The sequence below is a fragment of the Arthrobacter sp. RAF14 genome (assembly GCF_052114185.1).
Taxonomy (GTDB): domain Bacteria; phylum Actinomycetota; class Actinomycetes; order Actinomycetales; family Micrococcaceae; genus Arthrobacter_E.
Window position 1 is genome coordinate 1,058,133 of record NZ_JBFREG010000001.1, and the last position, 19,426, is coordinate 1,077,558.

At 68.2% G+C, this 19,426-nt stretch carries 14 protein-coding genes; 5 read left to right on the plus strand and 9 right to left on the minus strand.

Annotation, left to right across the window (positions count from 1 at the left end; translation table 11 throughout):
- Positions 1–276: 276 nt before the first annotated feature.
- The 9 genes from AB4Y75_RS04995 to AB4Y75_RS05035 all read right to left on the minus strand — a co-directional run bounded on the left by AB4Y75_RS04995 (position 277) and on the right by AB4Y75_RS05035 (position 12,867).
- Positions 277–1,992 (minus strand): APC family permease, encoded by a 1,716-nt coding sequence (locus tag AB4Y75_RS04995; protein ID WP_441434752.1) that lies wholly within the window; start codon positions 1,990–1,992, stop codon positions 277–279.
- 139 nt (positions 1,993–2,131) lie between these two features.
- Positions 2,132–3,637 carry an aldehyde dehydrogenase family protein gene (locus tag AB4Y75_RS05000; RefSeq protein WP_441434753.1) on the minus strand — a complete coding sequence of 502 codons (1,506 nt, stop codon included), beginning with the start codon at positions 3,635–3,637 and terminating at the stop codon, positions 2,132–2,134.
- 4 nt (positions 3,638–3,641) lie between these two features.
- Positions 3,642–5,348, minus strand: coding sequence for a choline dehydrogenase (betA, locus tag AB4Y75_RS05005; RefSeq protein ID WP_441434754.1), 1,707 nt, complete (start codon positions 5,346–5,348; stop codon positions 3,642–3,644).
- Positions 5,349–5,647: 299 nt separating this feature from the next.
- Positions 5,648–6,232, minus strand: a complete 585-nt coding sequence (locus AB4Y75_RS05010) for a TetR/AcrR family transcriptional regulator (protein WP_441434755.1) — start codon at positions 6,230–6,232, stop codon at positions 5,648–5,650.
- A 158-nt stretch (positions 6,233–6,390) separates the two neighbouring features.
- Positions 6,391–7,608, minus strand: coding sequence for a formaldehyde dehydrogenase, glutathione-independent (gene fdhA / locus AB4Y75_RS05015; protein WP_441434756.1), 1,218 nt, complete (start codon positions 7,606–7,608; stop codon positions 6,391–6,393).
- A gap of 71 nt (positions 7,609–7,679) precedes the next feature.
- On the minus strand, positions 7,680–8,669 hold the full coding sequence (locus AB4Y75_RS05020; protein WP_441434757.1) for an ABC transporter substrate-binding protein: 990 nt from the start codon (positions 8,667–8,669) through the stop codon (positions 7,680–7,682).
- Between the two features lie 14 nt (positions 8,670–8,683).
- Positions 8,684–10,741: an ABC transporter permease gene (locus AB4Y75_RS05025; RefSeq protein WP_441434758.1), complete on the minus strand. Its 2,058-nt coding sequence runs from the start codon at positions 10,739–10,741 to the stop codon at positions 8,684–8,686.
- Complete coding sequence (locus AB4Y75_RS05030) at positions 10,738–11,820, minus strand: quaternary amine ABC transporter ATP-binding protein (protein WP_441434759.1); 1,083 nt, start codon at positions 11,818–11,820, stop codon at positions 10,738–10,740. The genes AB4Y75_RS05025 and AB4Y75_RS05030 overlap by 4 nt, the downstream gene beginning before the upstream one ends.
- A 390-nt stretch (positions 11,821–12,210) precedes the next feature.
- Positions 12,211–12,867, minus strand: coding sequence for a GntR family transcriptional regulator (locus tag AB4Y75_RS05035; RefSeq protein ID WP_441434760.1), 657 nt, complete (start codon positions 12,865–12,867; stop codon positions 12,211–12,213).
- A gap of 112 nt (positions 12,868–12,979) precedes the next feature.
- Between AB4Y75_RS05035 and glyA the strand changes: the two genes are divergently transcribed.
- From glyA to AB4Y75_RS05060, 5 genes are read left to right on the plus strand one after another with little or no spacing between them, the layout of a single operon-like run.
- The gene (gene glyA / locus AB4Y75_RS05040) at positions 12,980–14,272 is read left to right on the plus strand and encodes a serine hydroxymethyltransferase (RefSeq protein WP_441434761.1); all 1,293 of its coding nucleotides are present in this window, start codon (positions 12,980–12,982) and stop codon (positions 14,270–14,272) included.
- On the plus strand, positions 14,272–15,489 hold the full coding sequence (locus AB4Y75_RS05045) for a sarcosine oxidase subunit beta family protein (protein WP_441434762.1): 1,218 nt from the start codon (positions 14,272–14,274) through the stop codon (positions 15,487–15,489). The genes glyA and AB4Y75_RS05045 overlap by 1 nt, the downstream gene beginning before the upstream one ends.
- Positions 15,490–15,510: 21 nt before the next feature.
- Entirely contained in the window at positions 15,511–15,804 is a 294-nt protein-coding gene (locus AB4Y75_RS05050; protein WP_066210618.1) for a sarcosine oxidase subunit delta, read from the plus strand.
- The gene (locus tag AB4Y75_RS05055) at positions 15,801–18,773 is read left to right on the plus strand and encodes a sarcosine oxidase subunit alpha family protein (protein WP_441434763.1); all 2,973 of its coding nucleotides are present in this window, start codon (positions 15,801–15,803) and stop codon (positions 18,771–18,773) included. Before AB4Y75_RS05050 ends, AB4Y75_RS05055 begins: the two co-directional genes overlap by 4 nt.
- Positions 18,766–19,425 carry a sarcosine oxidase subunit gamma gene (locus AB4Y75_RS05060; RefSeq protein ID WP_441434764.1) on the plus strand — a complete coding sequence of 220 codons (660 nt, stop codon included), beginning with the start codon at positions 18,766–18,768 and terminating at the stop codon, positions 19,423–19,425. Before AB4Y75_RS05055 ends, AB4Y75_RS05060 begins: the two co-directional genes overlap by 8 nt.
- Position 19,426: the final 1 nt, after the last annotated feature.

Here is a 19,426-nt window from a genome sequence, read left to right on the forward strand (position 1 = left end):
CATGGACATCCGTGACCGGGGCGGAGCTGTGTGCTGCCCGGGCCGCCTTCAGGAGATCCCCTGGCTTATGGACTTCCCCCGGCGCTCCAGCTGTGGGGAAAGACCGTAGCCCCGGGGAAGACGGTGGGCGGCGCCGTCCGCAGGGGTTCCCCTACGGAACGGAGAGAACCCGTGCCCCGAGGAGTGCCGGTCCTGGGCCGGGGGAGGGCACGGAAAAACCCGGCCGGTAGGTGACCAGCCGGGCTTTTCCGGGTGCGTGTTCGGCGGGCTGCGCTCCTACTTCCCCTGAACCTCGTAGGGGCAGCGGGCGGGCCCGGCGCCGCTGAGGACGGGTGCTCGCCGATGGTGGCGGTGATGCACGGGACACGGCTGGAGCTGCGCCTCGCCCGGCGCTCCGGCCACAGGGTCTTCTTCAGCCGGAGCAGACGGACTGGACGCCGCACCGGACTGCACGACGGCGGCGTGTTCGGCTAGGACGCCCGTCCGGTGACGGATCCTCAGGCGGTACAGCAGTGAGCCGATGACGATGACGCCCACCACGAAGATGACCCCGCCCCACTGGAAGTACCACTCGAACGGCGGCACGGAGTTGTAGATCTCCTGACGGGGCCAGACCAGGTTGAGCGTCATGGCGGCACCCCACACCACCGCCAGGATGTTGACGGGGAGGCCCCATTTGCCCAGGCTGAAGCCGACCTCGGTGCCGTCGTCCTTGAGCGGCCACTTCTTCAGGAACCGCCGGCGCAGCATCGGGGCGGTCACGAGGAGATAGGACAGGTAGATCAGCACGATGCTGATGCTGGACAGGATGGTGAAGATGGCCGGCTGCGTGATGTTCACCAGCAGCGGGATGACGGCCAGGACGCCGATGACGATCGCGGCCACGGTGGGGGTCTTGCGGACCGGGTCCACCTTGCTCAGCTGGCGGCTGAACGGCAGATTGTTGTCGCGCGCCATGGCGAACATCATGCGGATGGCGGCGGCGTGCACCGCGAGGGTGCACACGACGACGGCGACCACGATGCAGGCCAGGAACGCCTTGCCGAAGGGGCCGCCCAGGACGGAGAGGACGATGTGCTGCAGGCCGCCGTCGGGGGAGCCCAGCTTCGGGTCCTTCAGATCGGGCGCGGCGAGGATGCCGCCGAAGAGCAGGAGGCCGCCCAGCAGGAAGGACGCCGTGACGGCCCGGAGGATCGCCTTGGGAGCGGTCTTCTTGGGGTCCTTGGTCTCCTCGCCCAGTGAGGACGCGGTGTCGAAGCCGTACATCACGTAGCCGGACGCCATGGCGGCGATGAGGAACACTCCGAAGAAGCCCATCGGCTTGCCTTCGCCGAATCCCTTGGTGTCCAGGAGGACCTCCGGGCCGTTGTTCACATGCCAGAACAGGGCCACCACCAGGAGCACCGCGGCGATGAGCTCCACGAAGACGCCGATGCTGTTGATCTTGGTCATCAGCTTCACGCCGAAGGCGTTGATCAGCGTGGAGATGACGATCATGCCGGTGGCCAGGACGACGCCGTTGATGGCGAAATCGTACGGGCCGGTGCCGTCGCCGACGAACTGGAAACCGCTCCACAGCTGCGGCAGGGTGATCTGGAGCGCCAGGGCGACGGATCCGAGCGCCATGATGGAGGAGATCAGGAGCAGCCAGCCCGCCAGCCAGGACGGGGTGCCGCTGCTGAGCCGCTTGGCCCAGTTGTAGACGGAACCGGCCACGGGATACCGGCCGGCGAGTTCGGCGAAGCAGAGCGCGACCATGAGCTGGCCGACGAAGACGATGGGCCAGGACCAGGCATAGGCCGGTCCGGCGGTGGAGAAGCCGAAATAGAAGAGCTGGAAGACGCCGGTCAGGATGGAGATGTAGCTGACTCCGGCGGCGAAACTGGCGAATTTCCCGATGCTGCGGTCGAGAGTCTGGGCGTACCCGAACTCATCCATCCCGCTGCTGTCGGCGGCCTTGCCGGGGCCGGTGACGGTTGACGATTCTGACATCTGTGCTCCTAGCTGATGTGACCCACCGGTTCCGCCACGCCCTGGCCGGGCGCGGCGGAACCGGCCGGACGCGCCTCATCGCGTGTCCGGGAGGGTCCCCTGGATGACCGGATGCTGCTTGTTCAGTCGGTGGCCTTTTTCAGTCGGTGGAACCGAACCAGCCACTGGGAGCGGGCTGGATGTTCTGCCAGATGTGCTTGGCCTCGCGGTATTCGTTGAGGCCGGCGCGGCCGAGCTCGCGGCCGATGCCCGACTTGCCGAAACCGCCCCACTCCGCCTGGGGGACGTAGGGGTGGTAGTCGTTGATCCACACGGTCCCGTGCCGCAGCGCGCCGGCGACCCGCTGTGCCTTCGACGCGTCCGAGGTCCACACCGCGCCCGCCAGGCCGTACTCCGTGTCATTGGCGATGGCGACGGCCTCGGCTTCAGTGCGGAAGGTCTCCACGGTCAGCACCGGTCCGAACGACTCCTCCTGCAGAACACTCATGCCGGAGCGGCAGTTGCCGAGCACGGTGGGCGGGTAGAAGAAGCCTTCGGCGAGTGGGCCGTCCACGGGGATGACACCGCCGCACAGGAGTTCGGCGCCCTCGGCGATGCCGGCCTGGACGTAGGCGTGGACCTGGTCGCGGTGCTTCGCGGAGATGAGCGGGCCGGTCTCCGCCTCCGCGTCGAACGGGCCGCCCATCCGGATCTTCTGCGCCCGTTCCACGATCTCGGTGACGAAGCGGTCCGCGATGGTCTCCTCGACCACGAGCCGGGCCCCGGCCGAGCAGACCTGGCCGGAGTGCAGGAACACCGCGGTCAGGGCGTTGTCCAGAGCTGCGTCCCAGTCGGCGTCGGCGAAGACGACGTTGGGGTTCTTTCCGCCGAGTTCGAAGGCGATGCGCTTCACGGTCTGCGCCGCGGATGCCATGATGGTCTGGCCCGTGGCCAGGCTTCCGGTCATGGACACGAGATCCACGCGTGGATCGGAGCTGAGCACCGGTCCGACCTTGGAGCCGCTTCCCGTGACCAGGTTCGCGACGCCGGCCGGCACCCCGGCTTCCGCAAGGGTCTCCATGAGCAGGATGGACGTGGAGGGGGTGAGCTCGCTGGGCTTGAGCACGAAGGAATTCCCTGCCACGAGCGCCGGGGCCACCTTCCAGGCAGCCTGGAGGAGCGGGTAGTTCCAGGGGGCGATGAGGGCGCAGACGCCGAGCGGCTCGTACACCACGCGGCTGATGGCGTTCGGCAGGCCCGTGTCGATGACCCGGCCGGCGTCGAGCCCGGCGATCTTGCCGTAGTAGCGGAAGCACGCGGCGATGTCATCGATGTCGTACTCGGACTCGACCAGGCGCTTCCCGGTGTCCAGCGACTCGGCACGGGCGTAGGCGGCCTTGTCGCGTTCGAGCAGGCTCGCGATCTTCAGGAGCACCTCGCCGCGCTCGATGTCGGTCTTCCGGCGCCACGGTCCTTCGTCGAAGGCGGTGCGGGCGCTCGCGATCGCCTGCTCGGCGTCCTCCACGGTCGAGGACACGACGACGGCGACCTCCCGCCCGTCCGCCGGACAGCGCACGGTGGTGGTTCCGCCGTCGGCGGCCTGCCGCCAGGATCCGTCGATGAACAGGCCACGGATGGTCTTGGTCTCGGTGGGTGTCGCGGTCATGTTCTCAACCCTTCACTGACTGGCCGTTGGCGGACTGGTCCCGCTCGAGCGGGGAGATGCCGTGGCGGTAGAACTCGGTGTGCTGCGCCGCGAGCGGCTCCTTGCCCAGGATGAGGTCGGAGGCCCGCTCGGCGAGCATCATCACCGGTGCGTAGATGTTGCCGTTGGTCACGTACGGCATGGCCGAGGCGTCCACGACGCGCAGGCCCTTGGTGCCGTGCACGCGCATGGTCAGCGGGTCGACCACGGCCATCGGGTCCGAGGCCGGGCCCATCTTGGCGGTGCAGGACGGATGCAGTGCGGTCTCCGCATCCTTGGCCACCCAGTCCAGGATCTCCTGGTCCGTCTGCACCCGGGGGCCGGGGGAGATCTCACCACCGTTGTACGGCGCCATGGCCGACTGGCCCAGGATGTCCCGGGAGATGCGGACGGCTTCCACCCATTCCCGGCGGTCCTGGTCCGTGGAGAGGTAGTTGAAGATCATGGAAGGGTGAACGGTCGGGTCCGAGGAGCGGATCTTCAGGCTGCCGCGGGCGTCGGAGTACATGGGGCCGATGTGGACCTGGTAGCCGTGCTTGGCCTCGGCCTTCTGACCGTCGTAGCGTACCGCCACCGGCAGGAAGTGGAACATGAGGTTGGGGTACGCCACGTCCTCGTTGGAACGGACGAAACCGCCGCCTTCGAAGTGGTTGGTGGCCGCCGGCCCCTTGCGGCCGAGGAGCCACTGCAGGCCGATGAACGGCATGCGCCACACGTCCAGAGCCGGCTGCATGGAGACGGGCTGGGTGCAGGCGTGCTGGATGTAGACCTCCAGGTGGTCCTGCAGGTTCTCGCCGACGCCGGGAAGGTTGACCACCGACTTGATGCCGAAGTTCCGCAGGTGCTCCGCGTCGCCCACTCCGGAGAGCTGGAGCAGCTGCGGAGTGTTGATCGCGCCGCCGGAGAGGATGACTTCGCCGGCGTTGACGGTGTGGGTCTTGCCGTTGTGGCGGTAGGTGACACCGGTGGCGGTGTCACCGGAGAAGTTGACCTTGGTGACCAGGGCCCGGGTCTGCACGGTCAGGTTCGGCCGGCCCCGGTTCGGGCGGAGGTAGGCCCGGGAGGCGGAGAGGCGCTGGCCCTTGTGGACGTTGCGGTCGAAGGGTGCGAAGCCCTCCTGACGGTAGCCGTTCACGTCGTCGGTGAGGGGGAAGCCGGCCTGCCGGGCGGCCTGGAAGAAGGCGCCGAAGAGGGGGTTGGTGGCGGGGCCGCGTTCGAGCACGAGGGGGCCGTCGTGGCCGCGGAACTCGTCGTCCGGGTCCGCGGCGAGGGTGGTCTCCATCCGGCGGAAGTAGGGGAGACAGTGGGCGTAATCCCAGGTCTCCATGCCGGCGTCGGCGCCCCAGCGCTCGTAGTCGAGGGGGTTGCCGCGCTGGAAGATCATGCCGTTGATGGAACTGGATCCGCCGAGGACCTTGCCCCGGGCGTGCGCGACGCGGCGGCCGCCCATGTGCGGCTCGGGATCGGATTCGTAGCGCCAGTCGTAGAACGGATTGCCGCTGGGGAAGGTCAGCGCCGCGGGCATCTGGATGAACAGGTCCCAGGGGTAGTCACTGCGGCCCGCTTCCAGGACCAGCACGCTGCGGGTGCCGTCCTCGCTCAGACGGTCGGCCAGCACGGAGCCGGCGCTTCCCCCGCCTACGATGACGTAGTCGTAGCTGCTCTTGCTCATGAAGTCTCCTTGTACCTCGAGCGGAAGTGCGGCCTGGCGTGAACTCCACCGAGCATGGAGTGGCGCATGCCGTGGGCCTGGACGGCCTCTTTCCGCAAGACCCGCGCCTGTGTGACGCGGGTCATATTTTCGAGGTTAGCGGAGCTTGAACAAACGTTCAAGACCCAGTTTGGACATCTGTTCAAATCCATCGGGCGCAGGATCCTCAGACCCTGGTCAGGCGGGGTGGAGGCGCTTTCCGGGCACGACGGAGCCATCCCGTCACAAAAGTGCCGGGAGGGATCGAACGGGGGAAGACGTCAGTCGGCGAAGGCGATCTCTTCGGTGCGGAGGATGCTCCGCTCGATCGATGAGGGGTCGATGCCGAGCAGGGACGTGAGCCACATGCCGTTCTGCAGCACGACGATGTCCGCGGCCCGGTCTTTGCAGGCCTCGGGTGTCAGACCGGGTCGCGCCTTGCCGATCAATCCGGCCAGGCCGTCGAGATACCGGTCGAACGCCTCGGCGTTGATGGCCGCGAATTCCTCGTCCGCCTGGGCAAGCGCCCAGAGGTGGAGGCGCAGGGACAGGTACTGCGTGGTCAGGATCTCCGGCGCCGCGACGCGGCGGAGGGCGGTGCGCAATTGCTCGTCCGGAGCCGCGTCGGGATCCGGGGCGACCAGACGCAGATCGCTCTCGCTGATCCGGCCGAGGACGGCGCGGATCAGGCTGGGCCTGTCCGCGTAGTAGTAGTTGACGAGTCCGAGCGCGACGCCGGCCTCCCGCGCCACCGCTCGCATGTTGATGCCCGAGATACCGTGGCGCGACAGCAGCTCCAGCACCGCGTCCAGGATGCGGGATTGCCTGTCCACCTGCTGCCGGTTGTTCACTGTGCTGGGTTCCACTCGGACAGACTATGGCGAAAGTCGCCGCAGACGCATCCACCTGCGTCTTCCACGGCTGTCCAGGAGTCTCCGGCGGAATGTGCAAGGCTCTCCCGGCCTGTGACCGGGAGAGCCTTGCAGGTCCTCAGACGGAAGCGCTCAGGCGCCCCCGCCCTGTGTCAGTTCCGCACGTAGCCGTTCGGATCCAGCACGTACTTGGTGGCCGCGCCGGCGTCGAATTCCGCATAGCCCCGAGGGGCGTCCTCCAGCGGGATGGCCTTGGCGTTGACGGCCTTGGCGATCTGCACCTTGTCGTGAAGGATCGCCATCATCAGCTGGCGGTTGTACTTCATGACCGGGCACTGACCCGTGGTGAAGGAGAGCGACTTCGCCCAGCCGGTGCCCAGCGAGAGCGAGAGGGAACCGCGCTGCGCCGCCTCGTCGATGCCGCCCGGATCGCCCGTGACGTAGAGACCGGGGATGCCCAGCGCTCCGCCCGCAGCGGTCAGATCCATGAGTGAGTTGAGCACGGTGGCCGGCGCCTCATGCGAGGCGTCCTTGCCATGGCCGCGGGCCTCGAAGCCCACGGCGTCGACGCCGCAGTCCACTTCCGGGACCCCGAGCAGCTGCTCGATCTGGTCGCGGGGATCGCCCGCCCCGACGTTGACGGTCTCGCAGCCGAAGGAGCGGGCCTGCGCCAGGCGGTCCTCGTTCATGTCACCGACGATCACGACGGCGGCGCCCAGCAGCTGCGCTCCGGCGGCCGCCGCGAGACCCACCGGGCCCGCACCGGCGATGTACACGGTGGACCCGACGCCGACCCCGGCGGTCACTGCGCCGTGGAAGCCGGTGGGGAAGATGTCGGAGAGCATCGTCAGGTCCATGATCTTCTCCAGGGCCTGATCGCGGTCCGGGAACTTGAGCAGATTCCAGTCCGCGTAGGGGACCAGGACGTACTCCGCCTGGCCTCCGACCCAGCCGCCCATGTCCACGTAACCGTAGGCGCTGCCGGGGCGGTCGGGATTCACGTTCAGGCAGATGCCCGTCTTGCGCTCCTTGCAGTTGCGGCACCGGCCGCAGGAGATGTTGAAGGGCACCGAGACGATGTCGCCGACCTTGATGAATTCGACGTCGGATCCCACTTCGATCACCTCGCCGGTGATCTCGTGCCCCAGGACCAGATCCTGTGGCGCCGTGGTCCGTCCGCGGACCATGTGCTGGTCCGATCCGCAGATGTTCGTGGTGACGGTCCGGAGGATCGCCCCGTGCGGAACCTTGCGGCCCACATTGAGTGGGTTGACCCCCGGGCCATCCTTCAATTCGAACGTCGGGTACTCGGTGTCGATGACTTCAACGACCCCGGGCGCTTTGTAGGCGACTGCTCTGTTTCCTGACATGCGCTGCTCTCCATTCTTTTGATGTGGCGAACCCGGGGCGGAGCCGCGAACGGCCCCACCCCGGGGACGTGTTATTTGAGCCAGGCCGCCACCTTGTCCGGGTTGGCGTCGATCCACTTCTTGGCCGCGGCTTCCGGGCTCATGCCGTCCTTCGCGATGTATCCGGCGACGGCGTTCTGATCCGCGTTGGTCCACGTGAAGCTCTTCACCAGCTTGGCGGCCGGGCTGCCGGAGGCGATGAACTTGCTCGAGGCGATCTTGTTCAGCTCATACTTCGGGTAATCGCAGGCCACCTTCGCGGCGTCGGCGTCGCAGCCGGCCGTGTAGGCGGGCAGGTTGACCTTCACCAGCGGAACCTCATTGAGGAACCACTGGGGCTCATAGAAGTAGCCGAGGAGCGGGGTGTGCTTCTGCTCCGCCTGACGGAAGGCCTGGATCAGGGCGGGCTCACTGCCCGCATAGACCACCTTGAAATTCAGGTTCAGGTTCTTGACCAGGGCCTCGTCATTGGTGACGTAGGAGGGGTCGCCGTCGAGCAGCTGTCCCTTGCCGCCCGACTCCGAGGTCTTGAACAGATCGGCGTACTTGTTCAGATTCTTGTAGTCCGTGATGTCCGGGTACTGCTTGGCCATCCATGGCGGGACGTACCAGCCGATCACGCCGGTGTTGCCGGTGGGGCCGGCATCCACGGCGGTCTTCTGCTGCTTGATGTACTTCTCCGTCAGGTCGGGGTGGCCCCAGTTCTCCAGGACGACGTCCACTTCGCCGCTGCCGAAGCCCTGCCAGGCCACTTCCTCCTTCAGCGTCTTGTAGTTCACCGTGCAGCCGAGCTTCTCCTTGGCCACCGTGCCCACCACATAGGCATCCGCCTCGTAACCCACCCACGGGTTCACGGCGACATTGAAGGCGCCGCAGGCCGCTGCTGCTCCGGACGAGGAGCCTCCGGAGGAGATGTCCCCGCCGCAGGCCGTGAGCCCGAGCAGCCCCGTCATGAAGACCGCGGCAAGGGCCGTGTTCCTCGTGCGTCCTGCGCCCCCACGCTGTTGATTCCGTTTCTTCATGGCGTTTTCCTTTGTCATTCCCGGCCCAGGCGGGCCGCGGTGTATTTGGTGATGCGGTCGAGCATGACGCCGAGCGCGGTGATCGAGATGCCGGCGGCCAGGCCCTTGCCGAAGAGCTGGGACTGGGAGAAGCCGGCGACCACCAGGTAGCCGAGTCCACCGCCGCCCACGAGACCGCCGACGACCACCATGGACAGCACGTAGAGGAGCCCCTGATTGGCGGCCAGGACCACGGCCGAGCGGGACATGGGCAGCTGGACCTTGGAGATCATCTGCCAGGAGGTGGTGCCCATGGACTCGGAGGCTTCCACCGTGACGGGCGAGACCCCACGGATCCCGTCCGCCACGAGCTTGGTGGCGATGGGGACCCCGTAGCAGAACGCCGCGATGATGGCGGTGAAGCGGGTGGGCCCGAACAGAGCCAGCGCCGGGACCAGGTACACGAAGGACGGGATGGTCTGTAGCGCGTCCAGGACCGGCCGGACAACCGAGTCCACCATCTTGCTCCGTCCCATCCAGACGCCCAGCGCCATGGCCGCGATGATGACCAGCAGCGTGGCCACCAGAGTGGTCGCCAGGGTCTTCATGCTCTCGTTCCACAGCCCGGTCCCCAGGATCACCGCTTCGCAGACGATCGTCACCGCGGCGGCGCGCATGCCGCCCAGTGCCAGGGCGACCCCCAGGAGGACGATCGCCATGACCCACCACGGGGCCTGCGCCAGAAGGGACTGCAGCGGGTCCACCAGGAGCATCGTCACGGTGTCCTTGAGCCAGCCCGTGAAGCCGGCGAAGGTGGACACGATCCACTGGGTCGCCGCGGAGATCGCGTCGGCCAGCGGCGTCCCCAGGTTCGGGGACTCCGGGAACTTGGCCAGTGCCATGTAGCTGTGCGACAGGTAGATGGCCACGGCTGTCACGACGGCCGCGGCGGTCACGATGATCCGGCGCCTGCGCGGCCCCGGCATGAGCCCCTTGCGGGAGCGCTTCTGGAAGCGGGCGGCGACGGCGGAGCGTTCGGAGGCCGCCGTCGTCGTGCGGTCCAGCATGACGGCCATGAGCACGATGGCCAGGCCGGAGACGAAGGCCCCGCCGACATCGAGGGACTGCAGGGACTGCAGGACCGGCTGGCCGAGGCCCGGGCCGTTGATGAGTGCTGCGATGGTCGCCATCGAGAGCGCGGCCATGGTGCACTGGTTGATCCCGACCACGATGGTCCGGCGGGCCATGGGTAGCTGCACGGTGACGAGCGTCTGCCAGGGGGTGCCGCCCATGGAGGTCACGGCCTCCAGCGTGGTGGGGGAGACGTTCCGGATGCCGTGCTCGGTGATGCGCACCAAGGGAGGCAGGGAGTAGATGATGGTGGTCACGATCGCCGCAGCCGGGCCGATCCCGAAGACCAGGGCGAGCGGCGCCAGGTAGGCGAAGGACGGCAGGGTCTGCATCAGATCCAGCACGGGCGTGAAAACGGCCGACGCCCGCTGGCTGCGCGCCATCCAGATGCCGAGCGGCAGGCCGACCACGGCGCAGAGGATCACCGCCACGAACGTGACGATCAGGGTGTCGATGCTCTGCTGCCAGTACCCGAAGAAGCCGAACAGCAGGACGCACACCGTGACCAGGACGGTCGAGCGGAGGCCCGCGAAGGTGTAGGTGAGCCACGCGAGCAGGGCTACGACCCCCAGCCAGCCCACTTCGGGCACGGGACGGGTCGCGCTTCCCTGGCTGAACAGGCTCTGCAGGCCCGTGACCAGACCGTTGACACCGTCCGTGATGGGCTGCACCACGTACTGGAAGAACGCCGAACTGCCGCGGGCCGCGTCGAAGGAATCCCGGACGCTGTTGAGCCACAGGTGGATGTCGGTCTTGTCGGCGCCGCCGATCTCGAGTGTCTGGGTGCCCTTCAGCAGGGCCCAGAGGATCACCCAGAGGACGACGACGGCGACCAGCAGCGTCCGGCGCCAATGGCGCCGGAGACTGCCCAGAAGGGAGTCGCCGGGCGTCGTGGCGGCCGCGGCCGGAGTCTCGGATGCGGGGCCCGCCTGGCGCTCCGGGGCGCTGGTGGACGTGCTCACGGGGCTTCCTCCGCCACGACCACGCGCAGGATGTCGTCGTCATCCACGACGCCGAGGAAGTCCTCGCCGTCGAAGACCCGGACGGGCAGCGAGGAATGCAGGACCTGGCTGGCCGCGGAGCGCACCACCTGGTCGGCCTGCATGATGGGCCCGTCCACGGACTCGCCGGGCCGGGGCGGCCTGACGACGTAGCGCAGGGTCAGGACATGGGAGCGAGGCACTTCGGAGACGAAATCGCGGACATAGTCGTCGGCGGGATTGGCCACGACCTCGGCCGGGGTGCCCACCTGGACGATCTCGCCGTCGCGCATGATGAGGATCCGGTCGCCGATCTTCAGGGCTTCCTGGAGGTCGTGGGTGATGAAGACCATGGTCTTGCCCACTTCCTCGTGGAGGCGGACGACCTCGTTCTGCATGTCCCTGCGGATCAGGGGATCCAAGGCGGAGAAGGGTTCGTCGAAGAAGAGGACCTCGGGGTCCACCGCCAGAGCGCGGGCGAGCCCGACGCGCTGCTGCATGCCGCCGGACAACTGATCCGGGTAGGACTGTTCGTAGCCGGAGAGCCCGACCAGCTCCACCATCTCCTGCGCCCGTGCCAGGCGCGTGGCCTTCGATTCGCCCCGGACCTCCAGCCCGTAGGCGACGTTGTCGATGACCTTGCGGTGGGGGAGGAGGCCGAACTGCTGGAACACCATCGACATGTGCTTGCGGCGGAGCGTCCGGAGTTTCGTCTTGCTCGCCTGGGTGACGTCCTCGCCGTTGATGGTGACGCGGCCGGCCGAGGGCTCGATGAGCCGGGTCAGCAAGCGGACCAGGGTGGACTTGCCGGATCCCGAGAGGCCCATGATGACGAACACCTCGCCGCGGGCGACGTCGAAGGAGATGTCTTTGACGGCGGCGAGGCACCCGGTCTGGCTGAGGAGCTCCTGCCGGCTGAGATCCGCCTGGGGGGTGCCCATGATCTTGTCGGCTTTGGGACCGAAGATCTTCCACAGTCCTTCCACACGGAGAGCGGTGTCTTCAGAGGCTGGGGCGGATCGTCCGGCAGAGGATGGTTCCGCGGTGGCCACAGTGTTCACGTCGTTCTCCTTAGCGGTTGCGGCCTCGGATTCAGGTCATCCGAGGCAACTGGAAGCAACATGCACAACTGTGACGCAACTCATATATCAGCGTCAAGGGTTCGCGGTGTAAACACTGTGTTGCGTCGGGAAGTCCGGGGAGATGACTGTTGTTCCGGCCGTCATGGCGCGGAATTCCGGGGAAAAGGGCCGGTTCGGGCCGAGGCGGCTCATGGGGCGGCGCGAGCCTGGGCCGCGTTTCGGCGCGGTGGAGGGCGCTATGGATCGCTCGGTGGAGTCAGCCTCGGCCGGCGTTCACGACGGCGGCGCCGCCGTGGCGCTGGGGTGCCCGGACGGGGGGGCGAAAAGGCCGGGAGGGCGAACCGCCGGCTCGCGGTCCTGGAGGCCCGCTCAGAGGACCTTGCGGATCTCCGTTTCGAAGTCGGTGACATGCGCCAAGGCGAGTCCGGCCGCGCGGTCGGCGTCGCCGTCGACGATCGCCTGGAGCAGTGCCGCGTGTTCGACGATGTGACCCGACAGCCCGGGCAGCCGCTCGATCACCAGGCACCAGATGCGGGTGGAGAGGTTGTCGTACCGGATCAGCACGTCCTCCAGATGCGGGTTGCCCGCGGCCCGGTAGATGAGGCGGTGCACGGACATGTCCAGGCTCATGAGCTCCCGCTGCGCCTCGCCCGACTCGTCGAGGGTGTGGAGCCGCTGGATGAGCTCCGTCATCTCCCGGCGCACGGCCGGGGTGGCGTTCTCCGCCGCGCGACGGGCTGCGACGGGCTCCAGGACCGAGCGGATGTCCCAGATCGCGGCGAGCTCCGTGATGTCCACACTCGTGGCGAAGGTGCCGCGGCGGGGATAGGAGACCAGGAGGTGGTCGGTTTCCAGGCGCTTGATCGCCTCACGCACGGGCGTGCGGCCCATGCCGAGTTCGGTGGCCAGCAGGCCGTCGTTCAGAGGCTCGCCCGGCCGGATGTCGAGCATGACCAGGCGGTCCTTGATGGTCTCGTACGCCTGGTCTGCGAGGGACCGCCCCGCGACTCCCGGATCCGCTGTCACGTCAGTCGTTCCTTTCCTGATGGATCGTCGTTGACATCTTCTCAGACCACAGCGATACTCGTCGTAGGGTTCTGATATATCAATTAGATACTAGACTTTGTGAGGAGACCACATGACTGAGGTTCTGACTCGATCGCTCGCGGAGACCGATCCCGACGTCAAGGCGGCCATCGACCGGGAACTCCTGCGTCAGCAGGGGACCCTGGAGATGATCGCCTCCGAGAACTTCGCGCCGCTCGCGGTCATGGAGGCGCAGGGATCGGTCCTCACGAACAAGTACGCCGAAGGCTATCCCGGCAAGCGCTACTACGGTGGCTGCGAACACGTGGACGTCATCGAGCAGCTCGCGATCGACCGGGTCAAAGCCCTCTTCGGAGCGGAGGCCGCGAACGTCCAGCCGCACTCCGGCGCCCAGGCCAACGCGGCCGCCATGTTCGCCCTCCTGGAGCCGGGCGACACCATTCTGGGCCTCTCGCTCGCCCACGGTGGGCACCTGACCCACGGGATGAAGATCAACTTCTCCGGGAAGCTTTACCAAGTGGTCCCGTACGAGGTGAACCGGGACACCCTGCTGATCGACATGGCGGAAGTGGAACGCCTGGCGTTGGAACACCGCCCCAAGCTCATCGTCGCCGGGTGGTCCGCCTACTCCCGCCAGCTGGATTTCGCGGAGTTCCGACGCATCGCGGACCTGGTCGGCGCCTACCTCATGGTGGACATGGCGCACTTCGCCGGGCTGGTGGCCGCCGGCCTGCACCCCAACCCGGTGCCGTACGCCGACGTCGTGACCACCACGACCCACAAGACCCTGGGTGGGCCGCGCGGCGGCGTCATCCTCAGCAAGGAATCGCTGGCCAAGAAGATCAACTCCGCCGTCTTCCCCGGCCAGCAGGGCGGCCCGCTCGAGCATGTGGTGGCTGCCAAGGCCGTGGCTTTCAAGCTCGCCGCCGAACCCGCCTTCTGTGACCGCCAGCAGCGAACGCTGGAAGGCGCGCAGATCATCGCCCGGCGCCTGCTGGCCGACGACGTCGCACAGGCCGGCGTCGCCGTGGTCAACGGAGGCACCGATGTGCACCTGGTCCTGGTGGACCTGCGGAACTCCGAACTGGACGGGCAGCAGGGCGAGGACCGGCTGCACCGGATCGGCATCACCGTCAACCGCAACGCCGTGCCGTTCGATCCGCGGCCGCCGATGGTCTCCTCCGGTCTGCGGATCGGAACCCCGGCGCTCTCCGCGCGCGGCTTCGGCGCCCCCGAATTCACCGAGGTGGCGGACATCATCGCCGCGGCCCTGAAGCCCGATTTCAGCGACGAACTGGCCGAGGAACTCAGCGCCCGCGTCCGCGTCCTGGCGGACAAACACCCTCTCTACCCGAACCTGAACGCCGAGAACGGAGCGCTCTGATGGCGGACCTGCTGCCCGAACACCCGGATTTCCTGTGGCGGAACCCGGACCCCAAACCGTCCTATGACGCGATCATCGTCGGCGGAGGCGGCCACGGCCTGGCCACCGCCTACTACCTGGCCAAGCACCACGGGATGACCAACATCGCCATCCTGGAACGCGGCTGGCTCGCGGGCGGCAACATGGCCCGCAACACCACGATCATCCGCTCGAACTACCTCTGGGACGAGTCGGCGGCCATCTACGAACACTCCCTGCGCCTCTGGGAAGCGCTCCCGGAGGAGCTGGAGTACGACTTCCTGTTCAGCCAGCGCGGTGTCATGAACCTGGCGCACACCCTCCAGGACGTCCGCGAGTCGGTGCGCCGTGTCGGTGCGAACAAGCTCAACGGTGTGGACGCCGAATGGCTGGAGCCGGAGCAGGTCAAGGAACTCTGCCCGATCCTCAACATCGGCCAGGACATCCGCTATCCCGTGCTGGGCGCCACGTACCAGCCGCGCGCCGGCATCGCCAAGCACGACCACGTCGCCTGGGCCTTCGCCCGGAAGGCTGACGAGCTCGGCGTGGACATCATTCAGAACTGCGAGGTCACGGGGTTCCTGAAGGACGGCAACCGGGTGGTGGGCGTCCAGACCAGCCGTGGCACCATCCACGCCGGGAAGGTGGCACTGTGCGCCGCCGGGCACTCCTCGGTCCTGGCGAAGATGGCCGGTTTCGATCTCCCGATCCAGTCCCACCCGCTGCAGGCCCTCGTCTCCGAGCTGCACGAGATCGTCCACCCGACCGTGGTGATGTCCAACCACGTCCACGTGTATGTCTCCCAGGCCCACAAGGGCGAGCTGGTGATGGGCGCCGGCATCGATTCGTACAACGGCTACGGTCAGCGCGGCGGGTTCCATGTCATCGAGGAGCAGATGGCGGCCGCGGTCGAACTCTTCCCGGTGTTCGCCCGCGCCCATCTGCTGCGCACCTGGGGCGGCATCGTGGACGTCACCCTGGACGCGTCGCCGATCGTCGGCAAATCGCCGGTGGAGAACCTCTACGTGAACTGCGGCTGGGGCACCGGCGGGTTCAAGGGGACCCCGGGCGCCGGATGGACCATGGCCCATACGATCGCCACGGACGAACCTCACGCCCTCAACCTCCCGTTCGCGCTGGAGCGTTTCGAGACCGGCGCCCTCATCGACGAGCACGGCGCGGCCGCCGTCGCTCACTGACCCCACGAAAGGAGCCGAGCCATGCTGCTCATCACCTGCCCGAACTGCGGGCCGCGCGACGAGACCGAGTTCCATTACGGGGGACAGGCGCACGTGCCGTATCCCGAGGACCCCAGCGCCCTGAGCGACGCCGAGTGGTCCAGGTATCTGTTCTACCGCGAGAACCCCAAGGGCCTGTTCGCCGAGCGTTGGGTCCACAGCGCCGGCTGCCGCAAGTGGTTCAACGCCCTCCGCGACACCGTGACGTACGAGTTCAAGACCATCTACACCGGGGAGAAACCCCTCACCGCCGGCGCGAAAGGAGACTCCCAGTGAGCACCGCAGAGTCCGCCCAGCCGTTCCGCCTTCCCGCGGACCGGGCCCCGCATGCCCGCGTCTCCCGTGAGGACACCCTCCGGTTCACGGTCGACGGCACGGAGTACACCGGTCGGGCCGGGGACACCGTCGCCTCGGCGCTGATCGCCCACGGCGTGGTCGAGGCGGCCCCGTCCCTGTACCTGGGGCGCCCCCGCGGCATCCTGACCGCCGGCGTCGAAGAGCCGAACGCCCTCCTGAAGGTCAAGGACCGGGGCGCCGGCGGCGTGGACGAGTCCATGCTCCCGGCCACCCTCGTCGAGCTGACCGACGGTCTCGACGCCGAGTACCTGTCCGGGCTCGGCAAGCTCGATCCGCGCAAGGACGAGGCGTACTACGACAAGAAGCATGTGCACACGGACGTCCTGGTGATCGGCGCGGGCCCGGCGGGCCTGTCGGCCGCGCGTCAGGCCGCCGCCACCGGCGCCCGGGTCATCCTGATCGATGATCAGCCGGAACCGGGCGGTTCGCTGCTCTCCACCCCGGGCGAGAGCGTCGACGGCGTCCCCGCACCCGAGTGGATCGCCTCGGCCGCCGCGGAACTCGCCGCCGCCGAGGAGGTCACGGTGCTGACCCGCACCAATGCCTTCGGCTCCTATGACTCCAACTACGTGATCGCCCTGGAGTCGCGCACGGACCACCTGGGGTCCGCGCGGGCCCGGGAACTCGACGCGCAGGGCGTCTCCCGGCAGCGCCTCTGGCACATCCGTGCCGGCCAGGTGGTCCTCGCCACCGGTGCGCACGAGCGGCCACTCGTCTTCGCGGACAACGACCGGCCCGGCATCATGCTCGCCTCCGCAGTGCGCAGCTACCTCAACCGCTACGGCGTGGTGCCCGGCAGCCGTGCCGTGGTGTTCACCACGAACGACTCCGCCTACGAGACCGTCCGCGATCTGGCGTCCGCCGGGGTTCCCGTGGCGGCCGTCGTCGACGCCCGCCCGGAGAAGACCGACGCCGCGCTGGCCGCCGAGTCCGCGGGCGTGCGCGTCCTGGCCGGGGCCGCCGTGTGCGGCACCGAGGCGGACGGGACGAGTGGCCGCGTGAGCGCCGTCGTCGTCCGTGAGCTGGCTGCGGACGGTTCCCTCAGCGGCGAGCCGGAGCGGATCGAAGCGGATCTCCTGGCCGTGTCCGGCGGCTGGAGCCCCGTGGTCCACCTGTTCAGCCAGCGGCAGGGCAAGCTGCGCTGGGACGAGGAGCTGGCCGGGTTCGTCCCGGCGAGCACGGTCAACGCCCAGCAGATCGTGGGCGCCGCCCGCGGTTCCTACCGTCTGTCGGACTGCGTTTCAGAGGGCGCCCACGCCGGTGCCGTCGCCGCGTTCAACGCCGGATTCGTGACCGAGGCCGGGGCGCATGCCTCCGCCCTGTCCAGTCATGCGCCGTCCGCTGCTGCACCGACCCGCCAGCTCTGGCTGGTGCCCGGCTCCGACGGTGGTCCGGGAGAGTGGACGACCCATTTCGTGGACCTGCAGCGTGACCAGAGCGTCGCGGACGTCCTGCGCGCCACGGGAGCCGGCATGCGCTCCGTGGAGCACATCAAGCGCTACACCTCCATCTCCACCGCCAATGATCAGGGCAAGACCTCGGGCGTCAACGCCATCGGCGTCATCGCCGCGGCCCTGAAGGACGCTCAGGGCGGTGTGCCGGAGAACCTCGGATCGATCGGCACCACCACCTTCCGCGCCCCGTACGCCCCCGTGGCCTTCGCGGCCATGGCCGGGCGGAAGCGCGGCGATCTGTTCGACCCGGAACGGATCACCTCGATCCACCCGTGGCACGTGGCCCACGGCGCCGAGTTCGAATTCGTCGGCCAGTGGCTGCGTCCGTGGTACTTCCCGCAGCCGGGTGAGTCGATGGACGAGGCGGTGCTCCGCGAGTGCCGCGCCGTGCGCGAATCCGTCGGCTTCATGGACGCCACCACGCTGGGCAAGATCGAGATCTGGGGAGCCGACGCCGGCGAGTTCCTCAACCGCATCTACACCAACGCGTTCAAGAAGCTCGCCCCGGGGATGGGCCGCTACGGTGTCATGTGCGGTCCGGACGGCATGATGTTCGACGACGGCGTGACCCTGCGCCTCGATGAGGACCGCTTCTTCATGACGACCACCACCGGCGGGGCCGCGAAGGTCCTGGACTGGCTGGAGGAGTGGCATCAGACGGAATGGCCCGGCTTGGACGTCAATTTCACCTCCGTGACCGAGCAGGTGACCACGGTGGCCGTGGTCGGCCCCCGGTCCCGCGACGTCATCGCGAAGGTGGCACCCGGCCTGGACGTGGACAACGACGCGTTCCCGTTCATGGCCTGGCGCGAGACCACGCTGGCCTCCGGGATCCCGGCGCGCGTCTGCCGGATCTCCTTCTCCGGTGAGCTCGCGTTCGAGATCAATGTGGCCACCTGGTACGGCCTGCAGGTCTGGGAGGATGTCGCCGAAGCCGGCGCCGAGTTCGGGATCACCCCGTACGGCACCGAAACCATGCACGTGCTCCGAGCCGAGAAGGGCTACCCGATCGTCGGCCAGGACACGGACGGCACGGTGACCCCGCAGGACGCCGGCATGGAGTGGATCATCTCCAAGGCGAAGGACTTCGTGGGCAAGCGCTCCTACGCCCGGATCGACACCGCGCGCACGGACCGCAAACACATGGTCTCCCTCCTTCCGGTGGACCACTCCTTCCGGCTGCCGGAAGGCACCCAGGTGGTGGAGCAGGGCATCTCGCTCAACCCGGCGTACGGCCCGGTGCCGATGCTGGGACACGTGACTTCGAGCTACCACTCGGCGGCGCTGGGCCGGTCCTTCGCACTGGCCCTGATCAAGAACGGCCGGAACCGGATCGGCGAGAAGCTCACCGCCGTGGCCGGGGACCGGATCGTGGAAGTCCTGGTCGGTGACACCGTCCTTTATGACCCTGAAGGGAAGCGCCGTGATGGCTGAGATGATTTCCGAAGACACCCTGTCCGCCGCCGCGAGCCTGCGGCGCAGCCCCGCGGCCCGTCTGGCGGAGGCCTTCGCGGCCGCCGGTGCGACGGGCGAGCGCGGCGTGACCCTCCGGGAGATCCCGTTCCTGACCCAGCTCGGCATCCGCGCCGTGGCCGGATCACCCGCCGCGGCAGCCGTGGAAGCGGCGCTCGGCGCTTCACTCCCGAGCGGGCATGGGAGCACGACGACGGGCGGCGGCTACAGCGTCCTGTGGATCGGGCCGGATGAGTTCCTGGCCGTCGGCGACGAGAGCACGGCGGGCCTGGACCTGGGCCCGGCGGAGGCCGGCCGACTGGCAGCGACCCTCGGCGAGCCGGGCGCCCGGACGCCGGGCGCCGTCGTCGATCTCTCGGCGAACCGCACCACCTTCGAACTGAGCGGGCCGGGCGCCCGCCTGGTCCTCGAGAAGGGGGTCTCCTTCGATCTGCACCCCCGGTCCTTCAGACCCGGTCAGGCGATCGTGACGGTCCTGGACCATGTCCCGGTCCTGGTGTGGAAGACGGGCGAAGAGACGTTCCGGGTGCTGCCCCGCGCGTCGTTCGCCGATCATGTGGGCCGATGGCTCGTGGATGCGATGCGCGAGTTCTCCGCGCCGGAGGTGAGCTGAC

Excerpts from the sequence above, each read along its gene's own strand:
- AB4Y75_RS05045 (WP_441434762.1), top strand. The coding sequence starts at position 14,272 with ATGGCGGACCTGCTGCCCGAACACCCGGATTTCCTGTGGCGGAACCCG.
- AB4Y75_RS05050 (WP_066210618.1), top strand. The coding sequence starts at position 15,511 with ATGCTGCTCATCACCTGCCCGAACTGCGGGCCGCGCGACGAGACCGAG.
- betA (WP_441434754.1), bottom strand. The coding sequence starts at position 5,348 with ATGAGCAAGAGCAGCTACGACTACGTCATCGTAGGCGGGGGAAGCGCC.
- AB4Y75_RS05020 (WP_441434757.1), bottom strand. The coding sequence starts at position 8,669 with ATGAAGAAACGGAATCAACAGCGTGGGGGCGCAGGACGCACGAGGAAC.
- AB4Y75_RS05000 (WP_441434753.1), bottom strand. The coding sequence starts at position 3,637 with ATGACCGCGACACCCACCGAGACCAAGACCATCCGTGGCCTGTTCATC.
- AB4Y75_RS04995 (WP_441434752.1), bottom strand. The coding sequence starts at position 1,992 with ATGTCAGAATCGTCAACCGTCACCGGCCCCGGCAAGGCCGCCGACAGC.
- glyA (WP_441434761.1), top strand. The coding sequence starts at position 12,980 with ATGACTGAGGTTCTGACTCGATCGCTCGCGGAGACCGATCCCGACGTC.
- AB4Y75_RS05060 (WP_441434764.1), top strand. The coding sequence starts at position 18,766 with ATGGCTGAGATGATTTCCGAAGACACCCTGTCCGCCGCCGCGAGCCTG.
- fdhA (WP_441434756.1), bottom strand. The coding sequence starts at position 7,608 with ATGTCAGGAAACAGAGCAGTCGCCTACAAAGCGCCCGGGGTCGTTGAA.